The sequence below is a fragment of the Delftia sp. DLF01 genome, from assembly GCF_014852125.1.
Lineage (GTDB): Bacteria > Pseudomonadota > Gammaproteobacteria > Burkholderiales > Burkholderiaceae_C > Comamonas > Comamonas acidovorans.
In genome coordinates, this window is the sequence record NZ_JACVAZ010000003.1 from 943134 (window position 1) to 963878 (window position 20745).

General features: G+C 61.9%; 20 protein-coding genes and 2 tRNA genes. 2 read left to right on the top strand and 20 right to left on the bottom strand.

The window, feature by feature from the left end; translation table 11 throughout:
- Positions 1-8: 8 nt before the first annotated feature.
- The 4 genes from IB269_RS19465 to IB269_RS19480 form a co-directional block, all read right to left on the bottom strand.
- On the bottom strand, positions 9-521 hold the full coding sequence (locus IB269_RS19465; RefSeq protein ID WP_065346276.1) for a GspH/FimT family pseudopilin: 513 nt from the start codon (positions 519-521) through the stop codon (positions 9-11).
- A 425-nt stretch (positions 522-946) separates the two neighbouring features.
- A tRNA-His gene (locus IB269_RS19470) sits at positions 947-1022 on the bottom strand.
- Between the two features lie 257 nt (positions 1023-1279).
- A tRNA-His gene (locus tag IB269_RS19475) sits at positions 1280-1355 on the bottom strand.
- Positions 1356-1429: 74 nt separating this feature from the next.
- On the bottom strand, positions 1430-3325 hold the full coding sequence (locus IB269_RS19480; RefSeq protein WP_013803122.1) for a SurA N-terminal domain-containing protein: 1896 nt from the start codon (positions 3323-3325) through the stop codon (positions 1430-1432).
- A 310-nt stretch (positions 3326-3635) separates the two neighbouring features.
- Here IB269_RS19480 and IB269_RS19485 point away from each other — a divergent pair, with 310 nt between their 5' ends.
- Entirely contained in the window at positions 3636-4079 is a 444-nt protein-coding gene (locus IB269_RS19485; protein WP_126312333.1) for a LexA family protein, read from the top strand.
- Between the two features lie 9 nt (positions 4080-4088).
- Positions 4089-5375, top strand: coding sequence for a Y-family DNA polymerase (locus IB269_RS19490; protein WP_192368024.1), 1287 nt, complete (start codon positions 4089-4091; stop codon positions 5373-5375).
- Between the two features lie 402 nt (positions 5376-5777).
- Here IB269_RS19490 and IB269_RS19495 read toward each other — a convergent pair whose 3' ends face one another.
- The 16 genes from IB269_RS19495 to IB269_RS19570 form a co-directional block, all read right to left on the bottom strand.
- On the bottom strand, positions 5778-6683 hold the full coding sequence (locus IB269_RS19495; RefSeq protein WP_192368025.1) for a hypothetical protein: 906 nt from the start codon (positions 6681-6683) through the stop codon (positions 5778-5780).
- Between the two features lie 251 nt (positions 6684-6934).
- A complete protein-coding gene (locus IB269_RS19500) occupies positions 6935-7471 on the bottom strand; it encodes a DUF2514 family protein (RefSeq protein ID WP_192368026.1) in 537 nt (178 codons plus the stop codon).
- The gene (locus tag IB269_RS19505; RefSeq protein WP_192368027.1) at positions 7472-7927 is read right to left on the bottom strand and encodes a D-Ala-D-Ala carboxypeptidase family metallohydrolase; all 456 of its coding nucleotides are present in this window, start codon (positions 7925-7927) and stop codon (positions 7472-7474) included. It abuts the gene before it with no gap.
- A 2-nt stretch (positions 7928-7929) separates the two neighbouring features.
- Positions 7930-8211, bottom strand: coding sequence for a hypothetical protein (locus IB269_RS19510; protein ID WP_192368028.1), 282 nt, complete (start codon positions 8209-8211; stop codon positions 7930-7932).
- Position 8212: 1 nt separating this feature from the next.
- On the bottom strand, positions 8213-8605 hold the full coding sequence (locus IB269_RS19515) for a hypothetical protein (RefSeq protein ID WP_180317500.1): 393 nt from the start codon (positions 8603-8605) through the stop codon (positions 8213-8215).
- A gap of 64 nt (positions 8606-8669) precedes the next feature.
- On the bottom strand, positions 8670-9356 hold the full coding sequence (locus IB269_RS19520) for a LamG-like jellyroll fold domain-containing protein (protein ID WP_192368029.1): 687 nt from the start codon (positions 9354-9356) through the stop codon (positions 8670-8672).
- On the bottom strand, positions 9353-10054 hold the full coding sequence (locus IB269_RS19525) for a DUF2793 domain-containing protein (RefSeq protein WP_192368030.1): 702 nt from the start codon (positions 10052-10054) through the stop codon (positions 9353-9355). The genes IB269_RS19520 and IB269_RS19525 overlap by 4 nt, the downstream gene beginning before the upstream one ends.
- Positions 10051-14148 carry a phage tail protein gene (locus IB269_RS19530; protein WP_225614200.1) on the bottom strand — a complete coding sequence of 1366 codons (4098 nt, stop codon included), beginning with the start codon at positions 14146-14148 and terminating at the stop codon, positions 10051-10053. The genes IB269_RS19525 and IB269_RS19530 overlap by 4 nt, the downstream gene beginning before the upstream one ends.
- On the bottom strand, positions 14148-14558 hold the full coding sequence (locus IB269_RS19535) for a C40 family peptidase (RefSeq protein ID WP_192368031.1): 411 nt from the start codon (positions 14556-14558) through the stop codon (positions 14148-14150). Before IB269_RS19535 ends, IB269_RS19530 begins: the two co-directional genes overlap by 1 nt.
- On the bottom strand, positions 14555-15484 hold the full coding sequence (locus IB269_RS19540) for a DUF2163 domain-containing protein (protein WP_192368032.1): 930 nt from the start codon (positions 15482-15484) through the stop codon (positions 14555-14557). Before IB269_RS19540 ends, IB269_RS19535 begins: the two co-directional genes overlap by 4 nt.
- Positions 15481-16074 (bottom strand): DUF2460 domain-containing protein, encoded by a 594-nt coding sequence (locus tag IB269_RS19545; RefSeq protein WP_192368033.1) that lies wholly within the window; start codon positions 16072-16074, stop codon positions 15481-15483. The genes IB269_RS19540 and IB269_RS19545 overlap by 4 nt, the downstream gene beginning before the upstream one ends.
- Positions 16071-18938: a phage tail tape measure protein gene (locus IB269_RS19550; RefSeq protein ID WP_192368034.1), complete on the bottom strand. Its 2868-nt coding sequence runs from the start codon at positions 18936-18938 to the stop codon at positions 16071-16073. Before IB269_RS19550 ends, IB269_RS19545 begins: the two co-directional genes overlap by 4 nt.
- 96 nt (positions 18939-19034) lie before the next feature.
- Positions 19035-19406, bottom strand: coding sequence for a zinc-ribbon domain-containing protein (locus IB269_RS19555; RefSeq protein WP_192368035.1), 372 nt, complete (start codon positions 19404-19406; stop codon positions 19035-19037).
- Positions 19407-19447: 41 nt separating this feature from the next.
- On the bottom strand, positions 19448-19696 hold the full coding sequence (locus IB269_RS19560) for a DUF1799 domain-containing protein (RefSeq protein WP_192368036.1): 249 nt from the start codon (positions 19694-19696) through the stop codon (positions 19448-19450).
- 65 nt (positions 19697-19761) lie between these two features.
- Complete coding sequence (locus tag IB269_RS19565) at positions 19762-20076, bottom strand: phage tail assembly chaperone (protein WP_192368037.1); 315 nt, start codon at positions 20074-20076, stop codon at positions 19762-19764.
- 4 nt (positions 20077-20080) lie between these two features.
- Positions 20081-20740 carry a phage tail protein gene (locus IB269_RS19570; protein ID WP_061289201.1) on the bottom strand — a complete coding sequence of 220 codons (660 nt, stop codon included), beginning with the start codon at positions 20738-20740 and terminating at the stop codon, positions 20081-20083.
- Between the last annotated feature and the right edge of the window lie 5 nt (positions 20741-20745).

A 20745-nucleotide genomic window follows, 5' to 3' on the forward strand; every position in this document is an offset into this window, starting at 1 on the left:
CACGCGCATCAGCAACTGCCGCCGGCAGGCAGCCGCTGCTGGCGCACAAGCCCGGCGCGAGTCACTCTCAGGCAGTGCATGCGCGTGGCATGGCGAGCCGTGACGGTCAGCGTGTACAGCGTGCTGGCGCCGGAGAACTGCCTGGCGGTCCCCGTGGTTTCGAACAGGACGCCCTGGGAAGAATCACCGGAGGGCGACACGGTCACGGCATCAGGCACCCGGGCCTCGCGCACCAGTTGCCCTCCCGACTTGGCGGACCATGTCTGCCCCGCGCCCACGAAGCTGCTTTCCACTCGTTTGTAGACCGCTTCGGAGCGAGCCAGCTGCAGCAACGACTGCAACTCAAGCGCAGCCGAGCTGACGCGCTGGTTGGCTATTTGGACGATGAAGGAAGGAGCGGCCAGAGCGGCCAGAATCGCGACCAGCGCCACCACAACCATCATCTCGATGAGGGTGAAGCCACGGGGCCGTTGCCACCTGCCGCCTGGACAGCCGTTGCGCGTGTAACCGGGATTTTTCATGCAAGCGTGCTTCTCGTTGGCGGGGGACCATGCGACAGGCCTGCAAGCCCTGCGCCATTGCTCTTGATTGATGTTTGCAATCGTAATTCAATAGCAATGCAAAACACCTATTGACACAGGTCATGGGACAAATATAGGACTTGTCTTATAAAAACCTGCGCAGAGCGCAACACCCCATCCAGCAAGCTCGGCGGAACGGCCCGCGCAACGGGCATGGCCACGGTGGCGGTACGGCAGATCGCGAAGTCACGCAGGCAGGCCTCGCATCAAGCGCCTGAAAATCCACGGCAGCATGAGCGGCCGCAATCCAGCCTCAGCGCGATTTGGCCATGCGAATATCCCGCCCGCTTCCAGCCCGAGGAAGAAAAAGTTTCCGCCCAAAGCAAAAATCCCCAGCGCATTTCTGCACTGGGGATTTTCTTGTTTGGGGTGGCTGATGGGGCTCGAACCCACGACAACAGGAATCACAATCCTGGACTCTACCAACTGAGCTACAGCCACCGTTGAAGCATTCGATTATATGCCAAAAACCAGCAGGCAAATGCTTTGGAACAGGCGTTGCGTGACGCATCGGGAGCAGCCGGAACAAAGGCGCATTGGGGGACGCGGGCAACGGGCAGGATGCAACCATCCTCCATGCAGCCGCAGCCGGCAGGAACCTTGCCAGGCGCATCTGGATGCTTCCGGGGACAACCAGTCCCCCCTGCCGCCCAAAGCAAAAATCCCCAGAGCATTTCTGCTCTGGGGATTTTTCTATTTGGGGTGGCTGATGGGGCTCGAACCCACGACAACAGGAATCACAATCCTGGACTCTACCAACTGAGCTACAGCCACCGTAGAAGAACGCTATTCTATTCCAAAAAACTGCTTGATTTTTGAAATTTCTGTTTTGCTAGAAATTTCTCTCATCAGGGGCGCGGGACCTTGATCTGCACCTTGAGCTGTTTCTTGAGAAGCTCGTAGTATGCCATAGCTTCTGCGACCGCAGAGCTTCGCAGGAAGTCCTGCTTCTGCGCGGCAGCAGCCTGTGCATCATCGGCCGGGCGCTCGACGATGCGGTTGATCTTGACCACGGCATAGCCTTGGGCACCCATGTCGACACCCGTCCAGGCAGGCAGCTGAGCGGTCGGTGCGCGCAGGGCGGCATCCACCACTTCGCGCGACAGGCCTTCGGGCTGGTCACGGCTGATCACCTTGGCGGCAGGCAGTTGCGCCGCATCAGGCTTGGCCTTCCATGCGGCGAGCTTGGCCTCGCCATCGGCCTTGGCCAGTTCGGCGGACTTTTGCGCCACGTACAGGGTGCGCAGCTTGTCGCCCACCTCGGCCATGGGCAGCGTACGGGCAGGCGTGTACTCCACCACGCGGCCGGCCACCAGTTGGCTGGAACCCAGCTCCACCGCATCGGTGTTGCGCTTGTTGTTCAGCGAGTCGCTGGAGAACAGCGCCTCCAGGAAACGGGGATTGGCCAGGGGACCCTTGACGTTGGGGCCGGGCTGGCGCGTCACATGGTCTGCCTTTTGCACGGTGAGCTTGAACTTTTCTGCCACGGGCTGCAGGCTGTCCGACTGCTCGTAGACCGCGTTGGAGAAGCCTTCCGCCAGTTCGGCGAACTTGCGCTGGGCCTGCTGCTGCTTGAGTTCGGCTTCCAGCTTGGGACGCATCTGCTCGAAGCTCGGAGCCTTGGGCTTCTTGATGTCCACCAGCGAGATGATGTGGTAGCCGAAGTCGCTGTGCACCACGTCGCTGATGTCGCCCACCTTCATGCCGAAGGCTGCGTCCTCGAAGGGCTTGACCATGGCGCCACGGCCGAAGTAGCCCAGATCGCCACCCGATGCAGCGGAGCCACCGTCCTGCGAATTGGCCTTGGCCAGTTCGGCGAAGCGCTTGGGGTCCTTGCGCAGCTCGGCCAGCAGTTCCTCGGCCTTGGCCTTGGCTTTTTCCTGCTCGGCAGCAGGCGCATCCTTGCTTGCATTGATCAGGATGTGGCTGGCACGGCGCTCTTCGGGGCCGGCCAGGCGCTCGGCGTTCTGGTTGTAGTAGGAGCGCACATCGTCTTCGCTCAGCGTGATGCCGGCCTCGATGCTGGGAACGTCCAGCAGCAGGTATTCCACCTTGGCCTGCTCCGATTGCTGGAACTGGCTGGTGTGGGCATCGTAGTAGGCCTTGAGGTCTGCCTCGGTGGGCTGGACCTTGCTGGCGTAGGCGCTGGCTTCAAAGCGGGCCACCTGCACTTCGCGGCGCTGGTACAGCGCATCGATGGCCTGCTTGACCTGGGTGTCGGTCGCAAAGGCCGTACCCGTCACGCCACCCATCACCTGGTTCATGGACAGTTCGCGGCGCAGGTTGGCCTCGAAGCCTTCGGGCGTCAGGCCCTGCGATCCGACCAGGGCGCGATAGGCCTCGGCATCCATCGAGCCGTCAGGCTTCTTGAGCGCGGCAATCGCGGGGATCTCCTGCAGCGTGCGCACCAGTTGCGCATCGGACGCTGCCAGGTGCATCTTCTGCACGGCAGCGGCCAGCACCTGGTCACGCACCATCTTCTCCAGCGTGGCGTAGCGCGCCTGCGGCGAGTCCAGCAGCTTGGGGTCGATGTTGGGGTTCTCGGCGCGCAGGCGATCACTCTCCATGCGGTGCGCGTTCTCCCAGTCGGCCTGCTTGATCTCATGACCATCGACACGTGCGACGATGACGCTGGACTCTGTGAAGTAGTTCTGGTTCACACCCACGAAGATGAACGAGGGAATGATCAGCAAGAACAACAAGATCATCACGAACTTGGAATGCTTGCGGATGGATTCGAACATGGTCTGTCGTCTTTCAATGGCAGAAATAGAAAAGGCGAACTTTCGTTCGCCTTTTGTTCTTGGTGGGTGCTGACGGGGTCGAACCGCCGACCTACGCCTTGTAAGGGAAAATTCCACCGTTACAAATCAATAGCTTACAGCGTCTACCAACTTCGTCCCACCAGCTTTAAGGAGTCGAAGCGAAACATTCTACTTTCTTCCGCGCATCAGCCTCTCGCTTCGCCGGGTCATATACGCCACAGCGCGGGAACGCGCTGACTTGAGGGAATCTCCGATTACTGTATATTTATACAGCACAAGGAATTCGGCCATGCCCCACCTCATCACCCCCACCAGCCCCGTCGCAGCCACGATGCCTTCGATGCCACTGCCGGCCCCTGACAGCCCGGTACGCGCTGGCTTTCCAAGCCCGGCAGAAGACTTTAGCTGTGCCCGCATCGACTTGGCCAAGATCATGGTCAAGCACCCCCAGTGCACATTTCTCCTGCGAGTGCGCGGCGACTCAATGACGGGCGCGGGAATCTTTGACGGAGATTTGTTGGTGGTTGACAAGTACCTGCGGCCGCAGCACGGCGACATTGTGGTTGCCGAGGTCGATGGAGATTTCACCTGCAAGCGGCTGTGGTCCAGGTTCGACCAGGTGATGCTGCGTCCCGAGAACCCCACGTATCCCGACATCCGGGCAAAAGAAGGCCAACAGCTGGAGATCTGGGGCGTGGTGACGTGTGCCGTCAAGTCGTTCCGCACATTGTGAGATCAGGTCATGTTCGCGCTGCTGGACGGCAACAATTTTTACGTGAGCTGCGAGCGCGTTTTCCGCCCAGCGCTGAAGGGCCTGCCTGTAATCGTCCTGAGCAACAACGATGGCTGCGCTATTGCCCGCTCCGAGGAAGCAAAGGCCCTCGGCATCAAGATGGGTGAGCCCTTCTTTCAGATCAAGCATCGCATTCATCAGGGCCTTGTTGCCCTGTCCGCAAATTTCGTGCTGTACGGCGACATGAGCGACCGCATGATGTCTCTCGCGGCCGGCCTCGGCCCAGAGCAAGAGATCTATAGCATCGATGAATGTTTCATTGGCCTGGCTGGCGTGCACGACGTGACGCGCAGATCCTGGGCAATCCGTGACCGCATCTTGCGCGGCGTCGGCATCCCCACGTGCATCGGCATCGGCCCCACAAAGACCTTGGCCAAGGTCGCCAATCATGTGGCCAAAGACGCGGAGCGCAAGCCCGGCAGCTACCCTGCCTCACTGGCTCAGGTATGCAACCTCACCGAGCTTTCGCCAGCACAGCTGCAGTCGCTGCTGGAAAGCGTGCCCGTGGGCGACGTCTGGGGCGTGGGGCGCCGAATCAAGATGCGCCTGCTGGATCACAAAATCTTCACGGCTTGGGACCTTGCCCGCGCCCCACAGCCGCTGCTGCGCGCCCACTTTGGTGTGGTGCTGGAGCGCACAGCGCGCGAGCTGCAGGGCATGCCTTGCCTGGGGCTGGAGAATGAGCCACCACCAAAGCAGCAGATTGCCTGCACGCGTTCTTTTGGCCGCCCGGTCAGCGACCTGGCGCCGCTGGTTGAGGCTGTCTCCGCCTTTGCCCAGCGCGCGGCAGAAAAGCTGCGCGCACAAGACCACAGGGCCGGCGCCGTGCATGTGTTCGCGCACACGAGCCCATTCCGGGATGGCCCACGTTTTGCCCGCAGCACCACGGTCCAGCTCCAGCAGCCCAGCAGCGACACAGCTTTGCTTGTGCGGGCTGCTGCGCACGGAATCACCAAGATCTACGAGCCTGGCTATCAGCTTTCAAAGGCCGGCGTGATGCTTCTGGATCTCTCCACCGTGGCATTGCAGCAAGCCTCATTGCTCGATGTGCCCACTGACTTCGCACGCGACCACAGCCCACTCATGGAAGCCATGGACCAACTCAATGCGCGATATGGCAGGGGCACTGTAGGCATGGCCAGCGCACAGCAGGAGTCCGGCTGGGGCATGCGCCAGGACCGCCGAACCCCGCGCTACACGACAGAGCTGCGCGATATCCCAATTGCGCGGACGTAACCCCAGGAGACCTTATGAAAATGCCTCTTGATGTTGAGCTTTACCCCACTCTGCTCACGATGCCCAGATGGTTTGGCACCCCAGAGGTCCAGATCCTGCCAGGCCATCCGGAGCACTACTCAATTGATGAGGTACAACCAGGCTGGTTTGTTGTCACGGATCTTGACGGGGACCGCATTTACTGCGGTCTTGGCCCTGTGTCCGTCGAGCGATCACTGGCGCCATTTTAATGGATAACAATAAAGCTCATCCCCCTCATAGCATGCGCCATTACGCCGCAACCAAGAAATGTCTAGAAGAACAGTTCTGCACTAAAAGCAACGCTGCAAAAACGCAGAAACTTACGCCATTTTAAGACTTAACAAACGTCAATCGCAAAGTAAAAAATTCAAAAATACAGAATTAGGCGCCAATTTTTCCAGTCACATAGTGCTTTGAATAGTCTCCAAGCACTGGGTTACGACTAATAAGCCACTGGCGCGTATCATCCCATGCGGTAACAACGTAAAACCTTTCACAAACCTTATTTGAAATCAGCTTCTCAACACACAGATTATCTAGACTACCATGGTCTGCGCCAGACTCATTCTTAGCAAAGCATTCATCAACAAATTTCCGCGCACGTTCCACACTTTCCTTAGATTCCAACCTGAGCTGGCCATGAATCTTAGAAATGGATTCTGCATAAGTCCGAACCAACAATCTTAAATCCATTTTTTCTTTTATATCAGGGCGAACTGATGCCTTGGTTTTTTTATTCTCAAGTAAGCGTCTACCTGTTAAGCTAGGGGCTACGCTAAAAACTTTATGCCCATCAACTGGCTCACGGCAGCCACCAATGGTATGTGATAGCACACCCACGTCTTTATGCTGCACGTGATTTCTAAGCGCCTCCATAACACGATATTCAGCTTTCGCATCATACTCCGCACTCACAAAGCGCTTAGCCAACTCCATAGAGTCATCTTTAGAGGCACAATCCGCAAATAAACTAGGAGCTTGATCAAAATAGGAGCGAGCACTGGATAGCAAATTAGCCAATCTTCTACCTATAGCTGCACTAATTGTATAAAAATTGTTGTGCGAAAAATCGCACAATAGCATGTCATCAACAGAAATAATCAACAACTCCTTCTCAAAATCCCTAAGATTTGAAACAAAATAATCGTAAACTTCTTCAAGCGAGAGCGCTGCAGACATAACTTCTCTTGCCTGCTTAATATTATTAAACTCTCCCTCATCTATCTCCACAATCTTACGACCCGATGAAAAGAATTTAATCAATCTAAATTGATGACTGGATACCATAGTTTTTCAAATTTCATTGAAGAAATATCTAATTAGCAAGCATTGCACTCTCACAGCATCGACATATGTCCCACAAAAAACTGGCATCCAAATTTATAAAGAAATTTGTTCCGCCTCAATAGAACAAAAGCCACAGTCTAAACTGCACTTGCCGAAAATCCACGGAAGGATAGAGGGCGCCATGTGATGCCTTTATTGTGGTTTGACACATGATGCTAGATGGCAGATCTCAGCACAACCCCATCAATCCGCTACCGATCCTGAGTGCCGCGCATCAATAGGCTTGCAGAGTCGTAGGAGCGTTCGCAGGCGCTGCCCCGTCCACGGGCATCGTCAGCAATGCGCGCCAGCTCTCCCGCTCGCTCGTCAGCGCGGCGCTGCAGCTCGGCGAGCAGATCGAGGGCGCCGGCGTCTGGCGCGCACTGTCCGGCAGCGGCGCGAGCCTGGGCGGCCGCACGGTGGGCTGTGATGTAGTCGGCGAGGTCGCCGCGCAGCCGGCCAGCAGCAACGCGGGCAGCGTCAGCGTCAGCAGCAGCGCGGGCTTGTGCCTGGCCAGATTCGCGGGCGATGGTGTCGAGGTTTTCACGGTAGGTGCCTTCCAGTTTTCGATATCGCTCGGATGTTTCGGCGGCCGCTGCAGCTGCGGCCGCGCGCTCCATGGCCAAGTCAGCACGGGCGCTGAATGCAGCCACGCGGTCCACCTGGCGGGCCAGGCTCTGCCACAGCAGCAGCACGGCCAGCACCAGGGCCAGGAACTGCCAGGCGCGGGATTTGAGGAGGGCCAGCATCTACACCTCCTGGACGCCCACCAGCGTGCTTTTTCCGCTGACAGTGATCACCCGATTAACGGGTTTTTCCGGCGTGCGTGTGGACAGGTGCACCCAGTGCTTGCCGCCCACGCTCTCATAGATGATTTGACCGATGCCCAGCGCGTTGACGTGGGGGGCAAGGGCCTTGGCCACGGCGTAGGGCATGCCGAACTGTGGCGCCACGATATCGGCGGCCGCGCCGATGGCGTGGTCGCTACTGGTGACGCCGCCCACGGCGGCATTGACAGCGCGCGAGCGGTAGCCGCTGGTGACGACGATGGGCACGCCCAGGTGCGCGCGCACGCGCTCCAGCATCGCGGCCGTGAGCGCCAGGCGCTGCAGGGCTTCGGGCGTTGGCGTGTTGTCCAGGCCCTGGCGCTGGGCCGTGCTGCTGGCAGTCATTTCTGCCAGCGTGAAATGGGGGGTCAATTGCATGTCTATCCCTCTTTGAATCGGGTACGAACAATGAGCACGACAAAGCCCGCGAACATGCACAGTTCACGCGCCGTGGGTGCTGGGAAGTCGAAGATGGGCGCGACAAGCGCGCCGGCGCCGGCGGCCGCCAGCAGGCACCAGGCCAAGGCCTTGAGCCAAGCGAGCAGCCGCTGATTGCGCGTGAGGCCTGGCAGGCATGGCCGCGTGCGCTCCAGCTTGTTGAGCGCTTCGGCGAGGACCACCAGGCCGAAGATCCAGAGAGCAAAAAAGCCGAGAACTCGCATATCAGCTCTCCCCGGCCTGCGGCCAATACTTGCGCATGAGAGCGAGCAGCACGCGCTGCGCGCCGGCACCGACCAGGAACGCCATTGACAGCATCAGCGATGCCGGCACGTTGGCGATGAGCAGTGCCAGCGGCGTGAGATAGCCGGCAGTGATCGAGGAGGCCCAGGCCACGGCCAGGCGCCGCACGGAAGTGCGCAGCAGCTCGCGCCAGGTGTCGGCAGTGCCCGGCACGGTGTTGAGCAAGATGATGCTCACCAGGGCGCCGAAGAAGCCGGCCAGCAGCAGGTCGACGTGCAGACCCAGCGGGACGCCGAATGCCGTGAGTGCAGACGTCGAGACTGCGGCGCCGGCGACGGTAGCGAGCCCGGCTGCAGTGGTTGTGGGTTCGGGCATCAGATCCTTTCGGGCATGAAAAAACCCGCCGTAGCGGGTTGATGTGTTGCAGCTTGAGCCGCAATCAAGATGTCGGAAGCGGCGGCGTTGGCGGGGTGAAGTTACCCATGAACCGCGCCACCAGCGTCACGCGAATGTCGGACGCCGTGCCGGTCAGCGGCTGACTGCCGATGTAGTTTTGGCCGATCACATATTCGGGAGATACCCCGAGCGTTCGCGAATCTGTAGCAGAGCCGCGGGCCACGCCGTTGAGATAGACCGTCACGACTCCACTCACACGCTCAACCGCCCAATGAAATGCGGTCAGCGGGAAATTGACACTGCTGTCGATGAGCGAGATCGAGTTATTGGTGTACAGAAATTTCCCCGTCTCGCCGGCATAGAGCCCCACACCCTGCACACTGCTGCCGCGTGTATCGAGGATCGTCTGGTGCGACCCGGTAACAGTCGTGCGCAGAAAACCATCAATGCAAAAATCCCCAGACCCGAGCGATAGCAGGCTGGAAGCTGGAGTCTTGATGCGAGAGTCGGCCGCGCCGTTGAAAACCATGCCCCCAGGAAGATCAGCGCTGGACTGCCCAACGCCAGCCCCCACATCAAGAGCAATGCCGTTTTGCGACACGTCGCTGATGCTCACGCCGTTGCCGACGACATGCAGCGCGACATACGGATACAGCGGGTCCGTACCGCCGCCCCCGCCGCCGAAACGGTAGGGGTTGAGGAGAAACCCACGTTGGCGATGACGCTTCATGCCGGCTCTCCGATCAAGTAGACCTTCAGACCCTTCGCGCTACCATCTCCCACCTGGTCGATGTCGATGGTGATCTCGGCATCGTCTGCGAGGTTGATGTCGCTGATGACCGGGGGCGCGGCGGCGGTGGTGCTGGTCTTTTCGGTGTTGTCGATGGTCAGCTTTGTCGAGAGGATCGACGCCCCTGACTCGTTGATATCCACGGTGAACAACGAGCCGCTAGCCTGGGCCGTTGTCAGCGATGCGCGCACGCCGGAAAGCGTGAATGCGTAGGGCATGCGGAACGTCACTTTCCCAGCACCCACGGTCAGCGCGGCGGTCTCGTCGCTGGCTGCAACACAGATGCTCTGCAGCGCACTACCACCGCCGCCGGCCATCTCTTCCCAGGCCGAGCCGGTCCACTGCTGCAGACTGCCGAGCATGTGGACGACAAGGCCCGTCACGGGCGCGAACGCGTACCAGGTGCCCCCACGAAACAGGGCAAGATCGCCAGCGGTGAAGGTGGCCCACATCGCCCCCGTGGCTCCGGCCGGGATGATGTAGATCGCCCCCTCCGCTCCAGAAGGCTGCGCAGTCGTGGTCTTGCTTATGACGCGGCCCGCGAGGATCTCGGAACGCAGCGCGTTGTCGTTGGCTGGGATGCTGGCCTGGTTGGAGCCAGGCGGCCAGACATCAAAAGGCAGGATGGGTGTACTCATGGCTGCAAGTCGTAGTAAGCGGTCCAATTCCACGCGCCAGCGATGAAGCGCGTGGGGCTGATGATCGACGCCATGGGCGGCGCGACCTGTGAGGGACTGTCGTCCGGTATCGAGAAGCTGCCGAGCAGCTGGCCCGTGGTGGTGTCGATGGCAAAGCTGTTGCGGCCTCCCACGCCCAGCACATCCCCAGCGACACCCAGGGAGCCGGGGGTGTTTGTCAGGCCCCGCTCGAATGCCTCCTGCGCGCCCGTGCCCGCGTCGTAACGCAGCAGGCGCGGCGCAGGCTGTAGGCTTGTGACCCACAGCTTGCCCGCGTGCACAAGCACATCGGCCGGGAAATCGGCAGTCGGGAATGTGTTCACAAGCGCGCCGGTTGTGCCGTCGAGCTTGTAGATGCAGTTGTCGCCGCGGCTCGCGCCGTAGAGATACGCGCCATCCGTGGTCAGCGTGTTGATGCGCAGCGCCGGCCCGGTGCCGGCCGAGGCCAGCGTTCCGGGGTCCAGCATGACCACCTCCGGCGTGTACGGGCACGCGACCCACAGCACGCCGCCGCACAATGCCAGGCTCTGCGCATCCCCCGTCCCGCCGACTTGCACGGTGGCCAGCAGATCCAGGTCGAGCCCAAACTTGCGGACATACCCAGAACTTCCCGCATACAGCGCCGCTCCATCGTTGATGAGGCTGAACAGAAATGGGCCGGCATATGCGCCTCGGATCACCTCCAGCGTGTCTGCACGCAGGCGCCAGATCTGCCAGCTCGCACCGGAGTTCTGGGCTGCGTACACATCTCCACCGATGATCTGCCCGCGCGCGCCCGCAGCAGCTGAGCCGATCATCGTCAGCCCGCGCTGCCATGTGCCGTCGCCCACGGGCGGCTCTCCGCTGCCATCGTCGCCTGGCGGCCCGTCGCCCTCGCCTGCAGTGCCATCTGTGCTACGCCATACCCACGGCCCCGCGCCCGTGATCGCATTGACTGCGGCCACATGAACACGAATCGGCCAGGTCATGGCGCCGAGCTGCAGCGTCACGCTCTGGGCCGTCAGGTCCTGCGTCGTGCTCTGCCCTGAGGCGTCCGTGACGTAGACCCTGAAGCCTCTGAAGTACTGGCTGGCCACGGGCGAAACATCGGTGCCGAGACGGTGCCGAGGCGCCCAGCTAGCGACGATGCTGCCGCCCACGGGGCCGCCACTGGCGACCAGGCGCAACGACGCCACAGGCCACTCCCGTTGCGCGCGGCCAGCGTAGGTCATCATCTGGGGGACAGCGCTCTCAACGGCGCCCCCAAAGCTCGGAGCACGATGGGTGAGCACGCGCTGCAGCCACGCGGACTGCGCAGTAACGCGGCTCACGTCATCCAGCAACACCAGCAGCGCGCCGGCCGCATGCTCGGCTGCAGGCGTGTTGAGCTGGCCACGGTGCAGCGTTGACAGCTGCCAGCGCGCGCCGCTGACGTGCACGGCATCCCGGTACTGCGCAACCTCCCACGATCCATCCGGCAGCTGCAAGGCGATGGCGCCAGCACGCTGCAAAAACTGCGCATCGGTCACGCTGTCCAGGCTGTCCCCAGGGCGGATCAGGTCCACCTCGATGACATTGGTGCGGTCGGTGTACCAAGGTGACGCAGCAGGCACGGCCGATGCGAGGCGGCCGATGGTCGCCGCAAAGTCCAGGCCCAGCGCATCAACATACGATGCCCCTCCGTCCAGGCTGCGCTGCAGCTGCGCACCGCGCCATGCATCGCGCTCGCCCGTGGCGGCAGCGTAGTAGTAGAGCGCATCGTCATCGTCTCGCAGTGTGGGCACGTCGAGCACCGCAAGCACGCTGTCTCCCACAACACCGGACGCCGGGGGCGTTGGCGTGGGCAGCGGCACATACCCCGTTGTCGATGCATATGCGCTTTGCCGATCCACATGGGTGGTGATCTGCATGATGCCGCCCGCCATCTCGATGCCGTCGATCCGCAGCCGGCGCGATGTGCCGCGCAGGTTCAGCGCAACGCAGTCCGAAGGCACGAGACGCAGCCAGCTGTCTGGCAACGAGAACTTGACCTCTCCATCCGCCTCCGTCCGGCTGACCTTGTGCAGGATCGCCGCTATCTCAGCCGCACGCTCAGGCGTCAGCACGACTGGCACCTGCAGCGCAGATTCACCCGTAACGCGCACGTCTGGCGAAGAGCTGTCGCTCGTCGCCTGGGCCGTCTCGTAGTTGACGGCCGCCGACTGGTACGTCAGGTGCATCTTGCGCGGGTACTCGATCTGGGCCTGCCGCTCGCTTTCGTCTGGCTCCTCCACCAGGTCATCCAGCACGATGGTGGCCACAGAAGGCTTGCCGCGCTTGATGTAGCGCATCTTGCCTCCCCATTCCGCCAGGTCGAAAAAGTACGGCACGCGCAGGGTGCCAATGGCCTCAGCGCCAGAGTAGCCCGCGCTGGCCAGCACCAACCCATCCACGCTGTCGGTCAACTCCGTCACGTCATAGTCGGCGGCCGGGATACCGCAGCGCGCGTGGATGTCGGCCACGATCTCGGACAGCAGCTCAGGCTCTCCCTGGCTCGACCCCAGCCCAAGTCGATAGAGGCTCAGCCCGTACTGGATGTATGCGTCTGTCGAGGAAAAAACGATGCGGCTGAATGCCGTTGGCGCGCCCGCAACCTCATGCGTCGCCAGCAGCTCGCCGGAAGACAGCCGGAACATCCTGAGCAGGGATGCAGTTGCACTGGCGGCCGTGAGCACCAGCAGCAAGTCACGCTCATCATCAGCCCCGAATGCCAGCGCAGCGATGCCAGCAACTTCGACAGGCACGACTTCATCGGCCTCCCACACCAAGTTTTGCGAGTAGCGGCGCAGGGATGGGGCGCGGTTCAGGATGCGCAGCTTGCCCTGGCGGCTGAGGTGGAGGGCGAAGTCTTCGTCTGCTTCAGGATCGGCATTGACGTCAAAGATCGTTGCCGATGGCAGGCTCCGGGCCTCCTCAGTGCTGGGCTCATAGCCAAATTTGCAGACCCGATTCCAGCGGGCCACCGATGTCTGCCGAATCCCGATGTACCAGGCTGAGTCCGTCATCCAGACCATGGCGCCGCGACGGTCTGGGGATGAGTAGCCAGGCTCGTTGAAGTACCACGGCGGCGGCGCGGAGGCGTCTGGCGCGACGTAGCCCAATACTCCTCCATTGTTGATGAGTTTGAGGAGTCCGTTATTGCCGTCGTATGAGACGGCAATTCCGTTGTCTCTGGCCGCCATCACCCAAAGCCGGTCAGATCCCGCTGAGTCTCCAGCATTGACCCAGCTGAATTCCGTTGGGTCGCTGAAATCCTTCTCCCATTTCGTGATCGTGAGCGCCCCGCCCACTCGCACCTCGTCCAGGCCAGGTATCAGCTGCTCCCGGCCGGTGATTGCATATGGCAGGCCGTCGGCATCCACGTCAATCCATGTGGTGGGCGACGCCAGCTCAGGACCTGCCACCAGGCCGCCACCGGTTTGAGACACTTTGCGCGCCACCACGAACTCATACTGAGGGACGGAGCCGCGCCGGTCGGTCACATCGTCATCCACGAACACGATGTACGCGCTGCCACGATGCGCCGGCACCTCGCCAACACCCCTGATAGCCTCCAGGTCCGGATCAGGCATTTGCTCCTCGTCGCCCAGATAGATGCGGCAGCCGGCCAGAAATTTGGAGCTATCAGCCTCGAAGTCTGCACCTGGGCGCACGTCGTAGACGATCTTTCCATCCTTCTTTGCGACGAGCACGCCAGCGATGGGGCCTTCGCAGATCCGAATCGCGTAGGTGCGCAGTAGGGCTTCAGTCTCGACAGATGCGCCGCCCTTTCCCTGGCGCTCCTTGCTCGTGATCTTGCGCGTGCGGCCGGCGTCGATGACGTTGCCCGAGACCATCGCCGTGCCGTACACGATGGCGCGCGGAGCACCCTCAGCGGTTGTTTGGGTGCCAGCCTCCTCGATGCTCGGTCCGCGAGTTGTCTGTGGGATGAGTTGCCCGACAACGCTGCCAGCCATCCAGCCCACCTGCGCGCCGGCAGGACCGCCAACAATAAATCCAGCAACAGCGCCGCCAACGGCCAATGCAAGACGTGCCATTACACAGGCCTCCGATATACGGCTACGATCCGCGCCCGCCAGTCGTCGCTCAGCCTGTGTTCTACGACACAGCCGTGCATGCTGTCAGCGTGGATCATCGTTAATTGGTCCGCATATGGCGCCCTGGCAATCAGGGCAACATGGTGCGGGTCTTTGTCAAAGCGCATGACGACGACATCGCCAGGCAGCGGTCCGTCATCAACGGGATCGCCCAGGGCCGCGCGCAGGCCTTCCATCAAGCCGTTTTTAAAGGGCTCGCGGCCATAGGCCCGCACGTCGGGCAGCTCAATGCCGAGGTCGCGGTATGCGATCCAGCCAAGGCCTGCGCAATCCAGGCCACTGGCGCTGCGCCCGCGATGGCGGAATGGCACGCCTAGGTACTTGCGTGCAGAGTCCACGAGCGCGCTCATATGCTGGCCCCTGGTGCGTTGACCTGGCCGGTGTCGCCCACCGGGATGTACGGCTCGCCACGGTAGTGCAGCACCCACTGCGGACCCCACCAGTGCTTGCACCCGTTCGGGCCATCTTTCCACTTCGTGCAGTCTGGCCTGATGCGGTAGGTTTCATCCTCGGAGATTGGGAACATCGAGGGGAAAGTCAGGGTCGCTTCTCCTGAAGCGAACTCCTCGATGTCATAGGTGCGGCCGGCGTTCGGCCCGGTGAGCCACTGCAACACACCAGGCTTGAAGAAACCATCAGCGGCGCCAGAGTCCGTCTCGAACACCACTGTGTTTTCTTCGCCGACGGATACCACGCTGCCGTTTTGCCATAGAGGCCCAACTGGGAAGCCGCAAGGGAACCGCTGGGTAACTTCCGCGCCAGGAGTGCCCACAGGCTGGCTGCCGAAGATCGCGCGGCAGCGCAGGGAGTCCTTCTCCACGATGGTCTGCTTGAGCCTTTTCGTGAGGCCCAACATCTCGAAGGTGAACGACATGCCCTGCAGCACGCGCACCTGGCCCAGCTCGCCGCGCGCAAGCTCGACAAACTGCGTGGTGCCCTCGAAGTTGACCAGGTAGCTCGCCCAGCGGGCATAGTCGTAGGCGCCTGCGATCAGGTCGCGCTCCGACACAGGCACGTCGAACTCAGGCACAAGGCTCGTGCCCTCTGCGTTGTCTACGGCCATATCCGAGCTGCTCACGCGCGCGCTGGAGTCAACACCTACGGCCGCCCGGTACAGCAGCGCGCCGCTGCCGGAATCGAACGACACATCGCGGTCCAGCGTGGTCACGCCCACAGGGGCGTAACCGGGCGCCACGGGCTCAATGCGCACCAGCAGACACACCGTGGTGGTGTCCCTATCCAGGTGCTGCTGCAGGGCGATTGGGATGGTCCTCATGTTCCAAATTCCTCCACCAGCTCCACCGTGGTGTGGGCTGATACATGCGAGTCGCGGGTGAAGCCAAAGAAGTCCGACGAGAACCGCACACGGACGTTGAAATCAAAATCCGCCGTGATGTCCTGGCCGGCCAGCCAGGGGGCTTGCGGCGTGACCAGGCCGGTGAGCCTGTCCACGGTGCAGGGCACCTGAGCGCCCCCCTGGAACACGCGTACGGTGCGCTCCACGGGCAGCGTGATGGTCCGCACGTAGCGGGCGGGCCCGAACGCATAGACCTTGACCAGTTGCATGGGCGTTGCCGCCCCGTCGCCCTGGCCGATGACCTGGCCCCGCGCCCGGTAGTCGTTCCAGTCCTTGAGTGCAAACGTGTGCATCTGCCCATGGCACGCCAGGAAGGCGGCAAGGATGTCGTTCTGCACCGTCGGGTCCAGCGTGGTGTAGTCCACGGTGTACTTGTGGTGCGGCATGGCCCATTCCTGCCGCCGGCGATTGCGGCCGCTGGCCAGCGGCACCACAAGCGTTTGCCAGGCCGGGCCGCCGACAAAGCCGATGTCCACCTTGTCATTGATCCGCGCATCGATAAAGCTCATCGCATCCTCTCTGCACTGCGCATCTGCAGCGCCACCTCGCCAGCGATCTGGCTGCGGGTGCGCCGGTCCACGCGGCCCTCCACGGGCACATTGATGTTGTAGATGCGATCCCCGCCACGGCCGCCGCCCGCAACAGCACCGGGCTCGCTGACGGCACGCACGCCGAGCACACCGGCAGAGTTGCGGGTCAACGGCATGATGGCTTCAGGTCCCGCCTCGCCGAACACGCCCGCGCCCTTGGCGAACGCGAAGAGCTTGGGCGAGCTGTGCACCTGGTTGCTGTAGCGGCTCAGGCTGGGGCTGTCGTAGACGCCGCCCTTTGCGTTGAACAGGAAGCTGAAAAGGCTGCCGATTCCGCCCCCGCCTCCACCGCCGCCTTTGCCCCCCATGAGCGAGCCGAATATCTGGGACAACCACGAGGTTGATTCGCCCAACTGGCCGTTGAGCCACTGGGCCAGCGGCGCGCTGATCTGCTGCGAAATGATCCCGGCCGTGATCTGCTTTGCGATGGTTTCGCCCAGCGATTCGAACGAGTCCAGATTGCCTGCATAGAGCGCATCAGTGGCCGCCGAGGTGAACCCCGACAGCGCATTCCCCACGATGCCCTCGGTGCGCTTGGCGACGTTGCCCACCTCATCCAGATAGTTGGCGATGGCCTCGTTCGCGCCGACGAACCAATCCGACTGCTGCTCACGCCGGCGGCGCCAGAAGTCGGCATCCAGCTCAAGCGCTTTCTGGTTGGCGTCATTGATGATCTGCAGGCGGCGCGCATATTGCTGTTCCAGCTCCGCATTCCATTTGCCCGCCATCTCCAGCAGCTCGCGGTTGTTGCGCAGGTCGTTGCGCTGGCCCTGGTAGCGGTCATTGATCTGGTTTTGTGCCGTGTTGCGGTCGCGCCATTGGTTGCCTAGGCCCATGCCGTCCAGCTCGCGCTGATAGCGGTCCCGGCTGCTTTGCAGGTAGTCCTCCATGGACTGCGTAAGCGCCTTGTACGAGGCCTCCAGCTGGCGATTAGCCGCCTCCTCCTGCAGGGTGGAGATGGCCACGTCCGTGGCAGCCTTGGCCCGGATTTCGGCAATCTTCCCCACGTTCTGGGCGATCTTCTTGTCGTTGTTGATCTTGTCCGCACCGGTGGCCGACTGCTTGGCGTAGCGCTGATTTTCTTCCTCCAGCTCACGGATCTGCAGCGCGGCGTTGTCCTCCAGGAACTGGCGCTTTTGGGCGTAGTAGTCCCGCTCGCTGACCAGGCCGGCGGCGCGCTGCGCATCGAGCATGCGTTCGGCGTTGCCCTGGGCGGTGGTCAGCTGGCGATAGCGGATCTGGATGTCGGTGATGTCTGCAGAGAGGTCGGCCTTGGAGATGCGGTTTGCCGCAGCCACTGCGCCGCGCTGCTTTTTCGCGTACTCCTCCTGAGCATGCTTGATACGGGCATCGATGTCCTTCTGCTCGACGCCGGCGGCCGCTCCCTCATTGCGCAGGCGCAGGATCTCTCTGCGCAATTTCTCTTCATCAGAGAGGTACTTGACACCCTCTTTATCCCAGGCAATCAAGGCCTTGCGGCGCTCTGCGTCCCGGGCCGTGGCAGCCGAGGCATCTGCCTCGACCTTGGCCTGCTCCTGCAGTGTGGTCAAGGTTGCCTTGGCCGCCGCCAGCTGGGCGGCAAACCGGTCCGTCTGGTACGCACGCCCACCCGTCGCCTGCAGAGCCTCCAGGCTTGCCACGGTCTGGGCCTGCTTTGCGACCAGTGCCAGGCCTTCCTGCTTGCGCCCCACATTGAGGAGAGCATCCACCGCTTCGCCTATCGCACCCTTGACCCCGCGCCACGCGCGCTCGATGGTGCCCAGATTCGCCTCCATTTTTCCCGCCTGGTCGTTCAGCGAGTCGGCGAACTGGTTCTGAGCCACACGCGCCGCCTCGACGGTTCGGCCCTGCTCCATCAGCGCCTTGATCTGCTTGTAGGTCGCGTCGGTCAGGAAATTCATCTGCTCATTGAGCTTGATGGAGGCATCCAGAGGATCTTTCTTCAAGTCCGCAAAGGACTTGGCGATCTTGTCCACAGACTCGCCAGTGACGCGGCTGAAGCGCACTGCGGCCTGGGCGTTTTTCTCCAGCATGTCGCCGTAGGTGGCGTTCTGCGAGACCAGGGCAGTCAGGGCCTCTGCGGCCTGCATCTGCGTGCCCACGGATGCATCGATGTGCTGCGCCATCACCTGCAGCTGGCCAGCTGTCACACCCATGGCGCTGCCTGTCGTCACGATGGCCGAGCGATAGGCATCCAGCTCGGCAGTGCCCTTGTTGTAGAGGTAGATGAGCGCCGCAGCTGCCGCAGCTGTCAACGTAAAAGGGTTGACCAGACTCAGGATGGTGGAGCCCAGCGCTTTAGCCGCGCCCCCGATGCTGCCGAACATGTCGCGCAGTTGCCCACCCTGCTGGAGCAGCACAGTGAGGGGAGCCTGCCCACCCTGAAGGCTGACCACGATGTCCGTGATCTGCGCAGGCACGCCGCGCATGGCGGCATTGATCTGCTTTTGCGACATGGCAAACTGGTTGCCGTTCGCCTGCGCGGCGGCACTGGTGGCCGCCAGCTGCTCGCGCAGGTACTTTTGCACCTCACCCGTCGTGCGCGTCTCGATGCGGAATGCGGTCATCCCCTCTTTGCCCAGCTGCAGGGTGTTGACCTGGCGCAGCATCTGCTCGGCGGCACGCCGCTGCGCGTCGGTCATGCGGCCCAGCTCCTGCTTGACCGCTTCAGATGCGCCCTCGAACCCTCGCATCTGCCGTTTGGCGGCCTCAATGCCGGTCTGCATGTCATCGGTGTTGACCACGATGTCAACCCGCGCAGTTCCAATGGTTTCCGCTGCCATGAGACACCCCAGAAAAAAGAAAAGCCCCGCAGCTGCTGCCACGGGGCTTGTGAATGGTCGCCAGCGATCTTGCGCTGGGGTTATGCAATCAGTGCGTCATGGGCTGCTACCGAATCGAGCGCGGAAATCGCGTTCCAGTTGCTCGCAGGTACTTGCAGCCAATCGTGCGGCGTCAGGCTCCAGAGACTGCCGCGCCTGCTCTTTGCGGCACAGCTCAATCACGTCTCGCTGACGGCGCTTTTCCTTGCCTTCTGGTGTATTGCCTATGCAGGAGCCAACGAGAAACAAAATCACGAACAGGCCCACCGGGAGGCCAATGATCCATTTCCAGATGCTGCCTTTTTGCTCTGAAGGCGGAGCTACTGGGGCGGAGGACGGTGCACCCGCTATGGGTGCACCGCACTGCGGACAGGCCGCCGCCTTATCGCTCACCATCTTGCCGCATTCCTCGCATGCGATCAGTGCCATACGCCCCTCCATGATGAAAGCGGGCATGGTAACTGACCCATTCACCCGGCCTCGGCAGAGATCTTCAAAGCCTCATCCTCGATCACGCCCAGGGCCCACAGTGCATAGTCATATGCCTCCTCAGACACGCGAAGACGGTCCAGTTCGTGCAGGAAGACATTCATATCCAGCCCGACAGCGCCAGAGGCGCCCACGCGCCACTGGCTGCTGAAGCGCCGGTATAGGTTCAGGGCCAGAGCATTCTCCGGCAAGGGGTAGACGGGTGGCGGCTTCAGCTGGTCGCTGACCATCAGCCCGAACTCGGCAAGCTCAGCAGCCGAGGGGGGCTTGTAGTACAGCGCCCGCGTGGCCGCTATCAGTTTCCCTTGCGTGTCGCCGTCAGCGCCTCGCCGTAGCCCGTGACAATGGCCCAGTCGATGCCCGGCATGTCCTGCATGATCGCGCTCACGCCCTCCAGGGTGAGCGGCCTGTCCGCGTTCCATTCCTTGAAGATCTGGAGCACGGCCGCAGCGGACTTGATGCTCCCGTCCGCAAGACCTGCAAAGAGTGCCTTGTACTCGTCGTGGGACATGTGCACCATCGTGCCTTCCAACTTCTGCTCACGCCCCTTGCAGACGATGGTGATGCTTCCCAGGAAGGTGGCTTCGGGGATAGTGGTGAATACCGCCATGAGATCAAGCCTCGTAGCGGGTGAACTTGCCAGCCATGGAGAACGTGGCAGTGTTCTGCATGTTCTCGTTCATGGTGAGCGAGGGGTCTGCGTCGAAGGACGGATAGACCGGGTAGTAGATGCTCGCCCCGTTGGGGAGGGCTGCGCGCAAGACGATCAGTTCGGCCTTCTCATCCAACTTTTCAAGAGCCGTGTACCACGCCTTGGCCGGGTCGTAGTCCAGCGTCAGCGTGAGCACCTTGGCGTTCTTGAACGTTGGGCGCTGCTTCTGCGTCCTGGTGCGGTCTTCCAGGTACTGCCAGTTGTAGAACTGCTGCTCTCCACCCGACTTGGCCGAGCTGGTGACCTGGGACAGCTGCACCCAGGTATCCACGGCCAGCAGAGAACCTGCGCCGGCGCCAGTGCCCGGGGTGTAGATGTCATCGTCCGTGGTGTCGATGCCGTCGAGCGTGACCTCTCCAGCCGTGGAGCCGGACGCACGGGCCACGCGGCCATCGATGCCGGCCCAGTTGCTGTTGATCAGCGCGATGGCCCCAGCCGCCACGGTGCCGCTGGCCAGGGTTGCAACTGCCGGCATGGCGTTGGAGATCCCCGATACCGCCACGGCGGTCTCGAAACCAGTGGACACCGAAAAGATGGTGCCGTTGGGAAACATGGAAGACATGGGAG